The sequence below is a fragment of the Sneathiella glossodoripedis JCM 23214 genome (assembly GCF_000616095.1).
Lineage (GTDB): Bacteria > Pseudomonadota > Alphaproteobacteria > Sneathiellales > Sneathiellaceae > Sneathiella > Sneathiella glossodoripedis.
Map to the genome: position 1 here is coordinate 1,283,666 of NZ_BAMS01000001.1, position 11,776 is coordinate 1,295,441.

Consider the following 11,776-nt stretch of genomic DNA (forward strand, 5'->3'; position numbering starts at 1 on the left):
GCGTTACCGGGATTCTCGCCACCACATAAGTGACAACAGTCCAAGCAGGATAACAATCGCAAGAAGTTCTGGGAGCAAAGTACGTTTGGAATAACCAGTTATTTCATAACGTTTGTTGGCAACCAGCCCCCACCACAAATCTGTTGATTGATTGCCAGTGAAGGTTGTTCGTTTGAAATCAGGCAAGGGCGCCTGATTTATCCAGTGAATTCCGCCTCCGCTACGTTCAGCAACAGGTCTGATTTTCTCTTCAGTAGCTCTTACGTCACGCTCTTCCAGAGGGTTGAGCTCCCCAACTGCAACGACACTGGATACTCCGGTGGTGCGTAGCCTGTATAGTCCCTTTCCATTTAGTGGGATTGAGGCTGTGTAACGGCCATCCTCTGTAGGTGAAAGCGTGGTGTTTACGATTTGACCGTCAGGCATTGTTATCTCTAGGTTGTCATCAGGAAGGTCAACCGTTTGCCGAGTTATTTCCAGTGTACCAGCCTTAACCGTTGCGATCAGATTTTCTTCTTCCAACTCAGGTTCTTTCATTAACCAGTGAGCAGTACGCCGAAACAGTTCACTTTGCGGCCCACCACCATCAAAACCTCTCCCCCAAAGCCAGGCATGATCCGACATGAGTTGCGCGACACGGCCTTTACCTTGCCTGTGAAGCACCAATAGTGGCTTATTTACCGGTCCAGTCATAAGAATATTTCCTTGGACCACGTGCGTGTCAATTAGCCGAAACCAACGCCCCCAATTTTTACCGGGTCCGTTTTGAGCCAAGCTTGCAGTTACGGGATGCTTGTTCCCAAGCTCGCTAACGGCAGGAATATAAGGCTCCTCGTAAATTTCGCCTGTTGGTTTGCCCGGTAACACAACAGAGAGTGGTGTCCGATACAAGCTCAATGGTGTTGCGAAGGAGGGGCCTGCGGCTTCGAGCAATGCTCCCCCGTTTTCAACATATTTGACGATATTGGCAAGGTAATGCGAAGATAGGACGCCACGGCGTCTATATCGGTCAAAAATAATCAGATCAAACTCTTCAAGCTTCTGTTCAAACAGCTCCACAATAGGAAAAGGGATCAATGAAAGCTCTTTTAAAGGGGTACCATCCTGTTTCTCAGGAGGACGCAAGATCGTAAAATGAACCAGTTCAACTGAAGGGTCAGACTTTAATATATTGCGCCAGCTTCGCTCTCCCATATGTGGTTCACCTGACACCAGCAACACTTTAAGTCTGTCGCGAACACCGTTCACAGAGAAGATGGCAACATTATTTTTCAGACTTAACTCATTTTGAAGTGCTTCCACTTCAAGAACAATGTGGTTTAACCCGCCATGAGGAATATCCAGAACTGCCGTCTGTGTCTTTCCTATTCGAGCTGCTTGACGTTTAACAATTTCACCGTCCATTTCTATGGATACAACCACAGTCTTGTTTTCGTTCGGTACACCATAGTCTGACACCTTGTATTTAAAACTGACGCTTTTTCCGACAATTCCATATCCCGGTGTTTTCTCGATGGTTAAAACTCTGTCAGTTTCATGTTTCGCACCGGATAGCAACGTATGAACGGGGGAGCTATTCTCGAAACGGGACATGTCAGAGGGAATGTCATGAACTTGACCATCTGTAATCAAGATTGTTGCTGCCAGCCGATTTACTGGAAATGTGGATAGAAATTCGTCGCGGACCCTAAATAGCTGGGTACCCTGGCTTTGCTCACCCAGCTGATTATTTTCACCGCCAACTTTCAGCACATGAACTTCCACATTCTCAAAATGTGCAAGCTTTTGCTGAATTTTTTCACTTGTCGCGAGGGTCTGTTTCAAGCGATCGTTTGTGTTTTGACTGTCTGAGACGTCTTCAAGTATTAATACGGTGTCTTTGAGATAGTTACGCTGCTCTTCAACAAGTTGCGGGTTTAACAGGAGAAGCAGAACGAACGCGAAAAAAGCGCCCCTGAAATATATCGGTCTAACCTCTTGCCAAACTGCAAAACCAAGCGAGGCAATCGTCAGTGCAGCAATTACAAAAATCCATTCTCCTGCGATGAGGGGAGAAAAGGTAATATCCGCGTAATATTGCGACGCGGTCATTGGCTTAACCTGTTCAAAATGGTTGGTATATGCACCTGATCCGCTTTGTAACTTCCTGTAAGTGTGTACATCGCCAGATTGACGCCAAATCGGCGTGCTTGTTCGCGCTGTCTTTCGTTCCCGGGAATGACGCTGACCATCGCTCGTCCCTGTTCATCAATTGCCCAAGCGGCGGCCCAATCGTTTGATCCGATAATTACTGAAGAAACGCCATCATTTCCATCGCCTTCACTTGTGAGAGAAACCCATACATTGCCAGACTCATATCTGCCGGGAAAGCTCTGCATAAGGTAAAATGAACGAGTTAGCACATGGTCAACCGGTACTATTTGCAGCAAAGGTATTTGCAATTTTGAAACTATCTTTTGTAGTCGGATATTCTCAGGACTGTTTGAGATATTTCCGCCATAGCGGCCAACTTTATGCTGATTGCGTGTGTCGAAGACAATCGTGCCACCTTCTTTTAGATAGCGATTAATTCGCGAAATGGCACGAGAGCTCAATTCCGGAAAATCGGCAGTCACTGGCCAGTAGACGAAGGGGTAAAACAGCAGTTCGTGCTTTTCTGGGTCAACCTGCATCGGAGGCGCTGTCTCCACGGATGTTCGCCGTAACAGTGTCTGACTTAGACCTGCAAGACCTGCCGCTGTTATTTTGTCCACCTCCGGATCACCTGTGAGAACAAACGCCAGTCTTGTATCCAGCGTTGCATCCAACAGGCGTTCCACGTTTTCTTCTGCCAAGCTTGCTGAAGTGAAGAAAAACAGGAATATAGAAATTACCAAAAAGCTTGCTGACAAGCTAGTATTTGGACGTCTGAACGGCTCGAAAACACCTTTAAAATAGAGAAGCACACATAGGTCAAATACTGCAAGCAAGAGAATAATTAAAAGTAAGTTGCGCCTCAGGTCGATTTCCTTGCCAACAGTAATACTGCTAACGGTGGCGTTTACAGAATCCAGATTGATGACTTCATAGGGAAAAGCTGAGTCCCCTATATTCAGCGCTACATGTAAAGTTGCGTCACCATAGTAACCTGCCGGTGTGTTTTGCGACACTGCGGTTGATGTGGCCGCAGGTTCTATCGGAGAAGCCTCTGACATCGCGGAATTGAAATATCCGAAACCATCCATCAGTTGGTAGGGAGGAAGCATGCGGGTATTCATGGTTTCCGCGTTTTTAGCGTAGTGCCCCAATTGACCGATTTCTCGCAACATTTCTACGAAAAGACCGGAAATAGCCAAGTTTGACCAACTCGGAGTGGCAGTTGTATGAAAAAGAACGATATGCCCATCAGTAAAACGTTTTCCTGTAACAAGCGGTGTTCCATCTGATAGGGAGGCCCATGTGCTGTTGGCCAAATCAGGTGATGGTATTGCCAATATTTGTTTGTTTACAGTTATCTCAGATGTGGGTGCGAGCCCTGAGAAAGGGCTTTCTTTGCTAAAATCACCAAGTTTTGCAGGTGTGGTCCATGAAATGCTGCCATCAAGATTGCGGCTGCCTTGTCTTAATGGAACTGGTGTTAAACTCGTTTTTGCGTTGGCTAGCTTCACTCCCGCGAATCTGACAAGGACACCACCGCTCTCAACCCATTGGAAAATTTTTAGTTCGGTTTCTTCCAGAAGGTTTCCGGTATCACCCATAAAAATAAGAGCCGTATCCTTGGTCAGTAAATCGTCAATTTCGCCGGTTTTTACGTTATAAAAAGGCGCAAGCGCTTTAGATAGATAATGCTGTTCTGATAGCAGGGCCTGTGTCGGGTCGAACTGATCCGAGGACACCAGCCCCACATTTTTACGCTGATTTCGGGTGTCCATTAGGTAAAGGGACCCCGCGGAGTTTTTACCTGCAATTTGAAGGCTTTTTATTTTGTTCAGTACACTGCCTGGCAGTTTCAGGGAGACTTGAGTTTCTCTCTCGCCCGCTGAAAAGAAAGGTTCCTGTTGCGTAAGGATATGCCCTTCTATTGACTTGATCAGTAAACTCTCACTCTGGGCCTGATCTGCGTTCACCCTTGTAAGGGGGATTAGCAATCCACCATTTTCATATCGCGGCGGGCCTATAAGCGGAATATTTTCAATCGTTTCCGGTTTGTAAACTGAGAGGCTCCCCCTCAACTCGACATCATGAAGGAATTTTCTGAACCGTTCAGGATCAATACCAGTTAAAGTTCCGTCTGTTAGCAAATGGAAACTTCCATTTCTGTTATCCGAAATATTTTGAAAAATATCTTCAAGTCTGGTTTCGGACAGGTTCCAGGCAACTGGTTGGATCAAACCCAGACTTTCAAGCAATTCCTTTGGAGGTTCCGGGTTAGATTTTGCAGGCTTTTTAGTCGGCCATCCAGCAAGTGGTATCAGGTTTACCAGTCTACCATCAGCGTCTGCTTTGGTAACAATTTCTTTCGTTTTTTGCTCAATGGCGGTCCAGTGAGGAGCGCTCGCCCAGTCATTGTCCAAAAGGATGGTAATGGGGCCACTTCCATCCAAGGGCGTGTTGGGATAAAGGCGTGGTTGCGCTATTGCAAGGATAACGAGCCCAGCAATCAAAAGACGCAGAATTAACAGCCACCATGGCGTGCTGATGGTGGTTTCTTGTCGATCAGATAACCCAAGTAAAAATTGAACTGCAGAAAAAGTAATGATTTTTGGTTTGGGTGGTGTAACTCGGATCAACCAATAGAAAAGTGGCAATGTTATTAGCAGGAAAAGAACCCAGGGATAAGCGAAGGTCAAAGAGGAAAGCGCAGAAATCATCTAGCGGCCCTCATGAATTAAATTGTAGAGTTCTATAACTGTTTCAGCGATTTTTCGATCAGTCCGCACGAATACATATTGCCAGCCAAACCTGACAGCCAGGTTCTTCAGGTTGTTTTGATGCTTTGAGTATGCTGAGTGGTAATCATTCCTGATATTCTCTACCTGCTTAAACTCTGCGGCAGGCCTGCCTTGCATATCCTGAAAATACACTCTGCCCGAATAGGGTAGATCAACTTCTGCAGGGTCAGCGAGATGTATGATAATACCGTCAGATTTTTCGCTTGAGATTGCACTGATTTCTTTTTGAAGCTTTGCTATATCCAAAAGAAAATCGCTGATTAGTAAGAATTTCGATTTTGCTTTCGCATGGGTGCTTTCACCTGCTTGTGATGGGGCTTTATCTCTTGCAGATGGAAGGGTGTGGGCCACTTTTTCCAAATGCGATAAGCCATGCCCAGCGGTCTCCATCTCTCCCAATATACCGAAATTTTCATCCGCTCTATTGAGCAAGATACAAAGAACGAGAGTTAGCAGATTGGCGTATTCAATTTTGTTGTACGCAGCTAATGAAGATTGAAAATGCATGGTGTCGTCCTGATTGATCCAGAACCATGCCGTTTCAGAGCTTTCCTGTTCCTTTTGCCGGATAAAGATTTCACCACGTTTTGCTGATTGCCTCCAATCGATTTCAGAGGTTTCATCACCCGTTGAATAAGGTTTGAATTGCCAGAAATCTTCACCTGTACCAGCCCGTTTTCGGCCATGCTGCCCCACATCAATAGTTGCCGCAATCTGTTCAGCCTTTATCAGTAGTGCTGGGAAACTGCCCGCTAGTTCTTCGGCATTTGCGCGAAGCTTGATTTTTGAAAATAGCGAGCTGTCAGATAATGACATTTTATTTAAGTTCTTCGAGCAATGAGTTAATAATTGTTGTTACTGTTACACCCTCCGCTCTGGCCGAGTAGCTTACAGACATTCTATGCTGCAGAACAGCGGGGGCCAATGCAATGACATCGTCAACGGATGGGCTGAAACGCCCTTGTAAAAAGGCTCGAGCGCGTGCCGCCAGTATAAGCGCCTGACTGGCGCGTGGCCCAGGGCCCCATGCAACGTGAGATCTAACAAGGTTATTGTCTGTGCTTTCCGGACGCGCCTGCCGAACAAGGCTTAAAATTGCATCAATTGTCTGGTCTGTTACCGGAATATCGCGCACCAGTTTTTGAACTTCGATTAATTCTTGCGGGCTTAAAACAGTCTCAACCTTATGTGAACGATTGTCAGTGGTTTCTAACAGAATTCTGCGCTCAGTTGCTTCGTCGGGGTAGTCTACATTGATTTGGAGCAGAAACCGGTCTAGCTGAGCCTCTGGAAGGGGGTAAGTCCCTTCCTGTTCAATCGGGTTTTGAGTGGCTAGGACGTGAAATGGCTCTGGCAGTTCATAAGTGGCACCAGCAATTGTCACACGCTTTTCCTGCATGGCTTGTAACAGTGCAGATTGAGTTCTCGGGCTGGCTCGATTGATTTCATCCGCCATAAGAAGTTGGCTAAAAACCGGGCCTTTCAAAAATTGAAAATGCTGCTGTCCAGATGCGTCTTTTTCCAGAATTTCAGATCCGAGGATATCCGCAGGCATCAGATCAGGTGTAAATTGAACCCGTTTTTCATCAAGTCCGAAGACGCCGCCCAATGTCTCTGCCAGTTTTGTCTTCGCAAGTCCGGGTACGCCAATCAAGAGCGCATGCCCACCAGCCATAAGAGTTATAATCGATAGCTCGATCACTTGTTGCTGACCAAAAATCTGTCTGCTTATTTCCTCTGTAAGAGATGCGAATTTCTTCGAGAGGTTTTTGATTTCTTCGCGTATATTTTCATCTGTTGCTTCTAGATTTTCCATCAGATCTCCAACTTATTTTTTGAAATTCAGTGACGCGAGTGTACATAATGATCCATAATACAGAATAAGCTAGGATAAGGCTAAAATATGACAAGTACTGTGTCGAGCGATGCGCTTAATGACATTATTAAGCAAATAAAAGATAAAAAGCATCCACCAGTGCATATGTGGAATCCGGATTATTGTGGTGAATTGGATATTCGGATTGCGCGTGATGGAACGTGGTATTATCTAGGTTCGCCCATTGGTCGTAAGGCGTTGGTGAAACTCTTCTCTAGTGTCTTGAGATATGATGAAGATGGCAAATACTATCTTGTGACGCCAGTAGAGAAAATTGGAATTACTGTTGATGATGTGCCATTTGTCGCGGTTCAGATGTATGTAGAGGGCCAAGGGCGTAATCAGGTCATAAGTTTTCGCACTCATGTAGATGAATATGTGATTGTAGATAAAGAACACCCATTGCGAATGGATTTTGAAGAGCAAACGAGAGAGCCTTCTCCGTATGTGCTTGTAAGAAGTAATCTGGAAGCGTTGGTCGTACGGTCTGTATTTTATGATCTGGTGGAACTGGCAGTAGAGGAGACCATTGAAGGGGAGCCTCGTTTCGGTGTCTGGAGTAGCGGTGAATTTTATGAGTTTGGGTCAGTAGATGAACTTTTTGGTGAACAATAGAAAAATCTTGAGAGAGAGTTTTGGGGCTTTTTTAGACCCCGCGCCAACGAGTGAAGCTCATGAAGAAGTCCTTCGGCGCAGCTTCAAGGGTGACCATGATCTTAACCCTGCGAGTTTTCCGGGTAAAATTGGGACCTTTAAACCTGCTGCCGTTTTGGTACCTATCGTTGTACGGGATGACGAGTTATCAGTTATTTTGACGCGAAGGTCTTCTCATATGAAGAAACACGCGGGGCAAATCAGTTTTCCGGGTGGTCGCGCAGAAGACGAGGATGACACACCAGTATGCACAGCCCTTCGTGAAAGCAGGGAGGAAATTGGCCTCGACCCTGATTTGGTGGAAGTGATCGGAAGTTTGAGTCCCTATGTTACCGTTACTCAATATTCGGTAATCCCCGTGGTAGGCTTAGTTGAGCCGGCTTTTGATCTGGTGCCAGAAGAAAGCGAGGTTGCCGAAATTTTTGAAGTGCCACTTGATTTTCTGATGGATGAGAGAAATCACCAAAAACACAGTGGCTTTCATAACGGGATTGAGAGGTTCTGGTACGCCATGCCTTACAACGATTATTATATCTGGGGGGCAACTGCCGGAATGCTCAAGGATTTGTCTGAAAGGGCCAAGACCATATGTTGAGAGGGTTTTTATTTCATCTGATCCCATTGTTAATTCCTTTCGTCGTTTATGGGATTTATCTGTATTTTCTGAAGCGCGCAGGCGGGGAGGGAACCTGGAAAGGTAAATCTACGGCAATTGTGACAATCATCGGCCTGACATTAATGGCTGCAAGCTTTGTTGTGTTATGGGCGGTTCAGGATCCTCCAAAAGATGGAAAATACATTCCACCACGCTTTGAAAACGGTCGCTTGATTGATCCCCAAATAATACCCGACGAGAAGGACTGAGACGCCATTTGCACAAGCAACTTCTGAGCACGTATCTAAATACGACGCCCGCATGGTTGGTTGATGAGAGAAGCCAGCGTATTCTGAGCCTTATCAGAAAAGCGGGTGGAGAAGCGCGTTTCGTGGGAGGGTGCGTGCGGGACGCCTTGCTTGGGGCAACAAGTGAAGATCTTGATATCTGCACGGAAGTAAAACCGGCAACAGTTATCAAGCTACTCGAAAACAGGGGCATTAAGGTTATTCCGACCGGGCTTGCACATGGAACTGTGACGGCGGTGATTGATGGACAGCATTTTGAAATTACGACGCTTCGAGAGGATGTCAAAACTGATGGCCGTCACGCAACGGTGCGTTACACAGATGACTGGCAAAAAGACGCGGCGCGCCGGGATTTTACATTTAATGCACTTTCGGTCGATGCATCCGGGTATCTTTACGATTATTTTACAGGGATTGAAGATCTAAAATCCGGCTTGGTTCGCTTTATAGGAGAGCCGGAAAGCCGGATTAAGGAAGATTACTTACGAATTCTGAGATACTTTAGATTCCTGGCGCGATATTCCAGTTCAGACCTTCATCAAGCTTCTCTACAGGCTTGCGGAGCTCTTAAAACTGGGCTTGAAAGCCTCTCAAGAGAGAGAGTTACAAAAGAGATTATTGGGTTGTTGTGTGCAGAAAGCCCGATGTTAGCATTGAGGTTGATGAATGAAACACAGGTTTGGGAGTTTCTATTTGATAAACCGCCTGCTTTGTCAAACTTGCAACGATTATTGGAACTGCAGCTTGAAAAACCGGATCCGATTTTGAGGCTGGGCTGCCTGATTGCTGATGAGCAAAGGTCCCCACAAGAAGTCCTCTCTACCTTGAGGTTGTCAAAGGCACAAATAAATAGGCTGGCAGATCTGTGGGATTTTAAAAAGCTTAGTTCCGCTCAACGCGAAACAACGGAGTTGATCTATCGGTTGGGCAGGGGGCGCTATCTGGATCAGGTTACGTTATTGCTGGCTTCTCAGGAAGAGCCGGATGTGAAACTACTGTCCAGTATAGAATTCGCTCAAAACTGGGAAATCCCTGAATTTCCTGTAACAGGGCAGGATCTACTGGATAAAGAAATGGTTGCAGGACCGGAAATACGAATAAAACTGCAGGAGCTTGAACAGTATTGGATTGATGAAGGGTTTAGACCAACCAAGGAAATGCTGCTTCAGAGACACTAATATTATTGCTGAATATTATGTGGACCTTGAAAATGACAAAATCCGCGAGCATCCTTATTAAAGTGTTTATACGGGGAGTAACTAGATGCGAAGAACCTTGTTTGCGGCAATTGCTGGGGCATTTTTTTTGATGCAGCAGCCTCTGGATGCCTCAGCTGATGAAAAATCTGTTGATGAGTTAGCTATAGAAGGGATCAGCAAACTTATGGATGCACTTAGTCTGTTCGTGAGTACTATCCCTCAATACTCGGCGCCGGAAATACTCGAAAATGGTGATATTATTATTCGCCGTAAAAATAAGTCAGATTCTGAAGGTGATGAACCTGATCAGAATAAACCTGAAGAAACAGCGGCCTGAGCTCATCCGAATTACGTGTCGGAAACCGGATGGATTGTACTGTAAAATTTCGATAGTAACATTCCTGTAGATGCAAGGGGATGTTTGAATGTTGACGCAAATTGAAATGCTGGATGCTGTTCGGGACCGAAATGGAAGTTTTGACGGTGAGTTTGTCTATGCCGTTCGCACGACAGGAATTTACTGCCAACCCTCCTGTTCTTCCCGGCAGGCTAATGTAGAAAATATCCTGTTCTTTCAAACCTCAGAAGAAGCAAAATTGAAGGGGTTTCGAGCATGCAAAAGATGTCGACCCGACGAACTGGGCCCCTCGGATCCCAAAGCTGAATTGGCAAGACGGATTTGTTTAATCCTGAAAAATTATTTAGCCGCGCCAGAGAAAGGTAAGCCGACACTGAAGATGTTGGCAAAAGAGTTGAAGCTCAGCGAGGATCACTTGTCGCGCAGTTTTCGTAAAGTGATGGGTATGGGCCCTCTTGATTACTTTGATGAGCTTAGAAGCCAAAACTTCAAGAAACAGCTAAAGGAAAGCCGGACCATCACGGAGGCAGCTTATGGAGCTGGCTATGGTTCATCCAGTCGGGTTTATGAACGCGCTATTAAACATTTGGGGATGTCGCCAGCGTCATATGCAAAAGGAGGCAGGGGGGCAGAAATCGCCTACACAATCGTCAACTGTTTTTTGGGGCGAATGTTGGTTGGTGGTACACGACAAGGCGTTTGTGCTGTTTATTTTGGCAATAATGACGGGGAACTGGTTCGCGAGCTTGAGCAGGAATTTCCCAAGGCTGAAATAGGTGTGGAGTTGGGCGAACTAAACCATTGGGCTCAGGTAATTGCGACATATCTTGAAAAGGAAGGCAAGGTCACACTGGATATCCCGCTTGATATGTACGGGACCGCATTTCAGCGACTGGTCTGGCAGGAGCTTTTAAAAATCGCACCGGGGGATGTAAAGACATATCAGCAGATCGCCCGTCAATTGGGACGTGAAAAATCTTCCCGCGCGGTTGGTCGGGCCTGTGCCACAAATCCTGTCTCACTAGTTGTTCCCTGTCACAGGGTAATGGGAAGCGATGGAAAGTTGCATGGTTATCGGTGGGGACTCGAACGCAAAGCAGCTCTCATGAAGTGGGAAGAAAAAATATCGGCTAACTCTCCTTCAACTGTTTGAAGAAGCCGGTTGGCTCACAATCCGCTCGCGTTTTTGCGCTTCCATTTTGAGACGGATGGCTTCGCGTCTTTTGCGATATTCTTCGCGTGCTTTGGCCATGCGGGCATTTGTATCTTTTCGACGCTCTTTTTGCCAAAGGGCTAGAACTTTCTTTCGATAAGGGACGTAGTATTTTTTTGTCTGGGAGTGATAGTAGGCGACCGCCAACGTCCAGGAACGAGTGCTATTGCGTAGCTTTTTCAACAGGCTCGCTGCGTAAGCTGCATTCGTGACGGGATCAAAGGCTTCCTCAAGTGTGTCAAATGCGTTTGGATGCCAATACAAATTTACCTGCATACATCCAACGTCTATGTTTTTAACTCCTTTGGCCTGAAGTGCTTTTACTTCGGCGATTGCGGCCTCTTTCGTCGGCAAATATCTTCCTCGCCCCTCGGAATAAACTGTCCACGGCCAGGCAATTATTTCCTTTCTTTTGGAGTGCCAACGACCAGTCTCAGCTAATGATATTGCGTTTAAAAGGCGCTTAGGTAAGCGGTAGGATTTTTCGTTACTTTCTGTCGCTTTTTTACATGTTTTCAAATGCTTGGTGTCATTTGCCGGAAAGGTCGCTGCAGCGGCATTTGTTGCTGCTAACCATAATGTTGCTAAACATAAAGATAATATAAATCTGGGCATTTGGGTTCTCCTGCTACCGCTTCTGGT

11 protein-coding genes are annotated in these 11,776 nt (G+C 46.0%); 6 read left to right on the plus strand and 5 right to left on the minus strand.

Annotated features, from left to right (window positions below; translation table 11 throughout):
* Positions 1 to 3 precede the first annotated feature (3 nt).
* From JCM23214_RS06430 to JCM23214_RS06445, 4 genes are read right to left on the minus strand one after another with little or no spacing between them, the layout of a single operon-like run.
* A complete protein-coding gene (locus JCM23214_RS06430) occupies positions 4 to 2,091 on the minus strand; it encodes a hypothetical protein (protein WP_025898234.1) in 2,088 nt (695 codons plus the stop codon).
* Complete coding sequence (locus tag JCM23214_RS06435; protein ID WP_025898235.1) at positions 2,088 to 4,850, minus strand: DUF4159 domain-containing protein; 2,763 nt, start codon at positions 4,848 to 4,850, stop codon at positions 2,088 to 2,090. The genes JCM23214_RS06430 and JCM23214_RS06435 overlap by 4 nt, the downstream gene beginning before the upstream one ends.
* On the minus strand, positions 4,851 to 5,747 hold the full coding sequence (locus JCM23214_RS06440) for a DUF58 domain-containing protein (RefSeq protein ID WP_025898236.1): 897 nt from the start codon (positions 5,745 to 5,747) through the stop codon (positions 4,851 to 4,853).
* Position 5,748: 1 nt separating this feature from the next.
* Positions 5,749 to 6,747, minus strand: coding sequence for an AAA family ATPase (locus JCM23214_RS06445; protein ID WP_025898237.1), 999 nt, complete (start codon positions 6,745 to 6,747; stop codon positions 5,749 to 5,751).
* An 87-nt stretch (positions 6,748 to 6,834) separates the two neighbouring features.
* On the opposite strand from JCM23214_RS06445, the gene JCM23214_RS06450 reads away from it, so the two are divergent.
* The 6 genes from JCM23214_RS06450 (at position 6,835) to JCM23214_RS19440 (ending at position 11,074) form a co-directional block, all read left to right on the plus strand.
* The gene (locus tag JCM23214_RS06450) at positions 6,835 to 7,422 is read left to right on the plus strand and encodes a DUF1285 domain-containing protein (protein ID WP_025898238.1); all 588 of its coding nucleotides are present in this window, start codon (positions 6,835 to 6,837) and stop codon (positions 7,420 to 7,422) included.
* Positions 7,412 to 8,056, plus strand: coding sequence for a CoA pyrophosphatase (locus JCM23214_RS06455; RefSeq protein ID WP_199899352.1), 645 nt, complete (start codon positions 7,412 to 7,414; stop codon positions 8,054 to 8,056). The genes JCM23214_RS06450 and JCM23214_RS06455 overlap by 11 nt, the downstream gene beginning before the upstream one ends.
* Positions 8,050 to 8,325: a DUF6111 family protein gene (locus tag JCM23214_RS06460; RefSeq protein WP_025898240.1), complete on the plus strand. Its 276-nt coding sequence runs from the start codon at positions 8,050 to 8,052 to the stop codon at positions 8,323 to 8,325. The genes JCM23214_RS06455 and JCM23214_RS06460 overlap by 7 nt, the downstream gene beginning before the upstream one ends.
* An 8-nt stretch (positions 8,326 to 8,333) precedes the next feature.
* Positions 8,334 to 9,542: a CCA tRNA nucleotidyltransferase gene (locus JCM23214_RS06465; protein WP_084264601.1), complete on the plus strand. Its 1,209-nt coding sequence runs from the start codon at positions 8,334 to 8,336 to the stop codon at positions 9,540 to 9,542.
* A gap of 85 nt (positions 9,543 to 9,627) precedes the next feature.
* Positions 9,628 to 9,900, plus strand: a complete 273-nt coding sequence (locus JCM23214_RS06470) for a hypothetical protein (protein ID WP_025898242.1) — start codon at positions 9,628 to 9,630, stop codon at positions 9,898 to 9,900.
* Positions 9,901 to 9,988: 88 nt separating this feature from the next.
* On the plus strand, positions 9,989 to 11,074 hold the full coding sequence (locus JCM23214_RS19440) for a bifunctional transcriptional activator/DNA repair enzyme AdaA (protein WP_037492624.1): 1,086 nt from the start codon (positions 9,989 to 9,991) through the stop codon (positions 11,072 to 11,074).
* Here JCM23214_RS19440 and JCM23214_RS22205 read toward each other — a convergent pair.
* Complete coding sequence (locus JCM23214_RS22205; protein ID WP_025898243.1) at positions 11,063 to 11,749, minus strand: lysozyme family protein; 687 nt, start codon at positions 11,747 to 11,749, stop codon at positions 11,063 to 11,065. The two genes, JCM23214_RS19440 and JCM23214_RS22205, sit on opposite strands and share 12 nt — an antisense overlap.
* Positions 11,750 to 11,776: the final 27 nt, after the last annotated feature.

What these genes read in the sequence shown, in the direction of transcription:
- JCM23214_RS06430 (WP_025898234.1), bottom strand. Translation starts at nt 2,091, where the DNA reads ATGACCGCGTCGCAATATTACGCGGATATTACCTTTTCTCCCCTCATC.
- JCM23214_RS06460 (WP_025898240.1), top strand. Translation starts at nt 8,050, where the DNA reads ATGTTGAGAGGGTTTTTATTTCATCTGATCCCATTGTTAATTCCTTTC.
- JCM23214_RS06450 (WP_025898238.1), top strand. Translation starts at nt 6,835, where the DNA reads ATGACAAGTACTGTGTCGAGCGATGCGCTTAATGACATTATTAAGCAA.
- JCM23214_RS06440 (WP_025898236.1), bottom strand. Translation starts at nt 5,747, where the DNA reads ATGTCATTATCTGACAGCTCGCTATTTTCAAAAATCAAGCTTCGCGCA.
- JCM23214_RS06445 (WP_025898237.1), bottom strand. Translation starts at nt 6,747, where the DNA reads ATGGAAAATCTAGAAGCAACAGATGAAAATATACGCGAAGAAATCAAA.
- JCM23214_RS19440 (WP_037492624.1), top strand. Translation starts at nt 9,989, where the DNA reads ATGTTGACGCAAATTGAAATGCTGGATGCTGTTCGGGACCGAAATGGA.
- JCM23214_RS06470 (WP_025898242.1), top strand. Translation starts at nt 9,628, where the DNA reads ATGCGAAGAACCTTGTTTGCGGCAATTGCTGGGGCATTTTTTTTGATG.
- JCM23214_RS22205 (WP_025898243.1), bottom strand. Translation starts at nt 11,749, where the DNA reads ATGCCCAGATTTATATTATCTTTATGTTTAGCAACATTATGGTTAGCA.
- JCM23214_RS06435 (WP_025898235.1), bottom strand. Translation starts at nt 4,850, where the DNA reads ATGATTTCTGCGCTTTCCTCTTTGACCTTCGCTTATCCCTGGGTTCTT.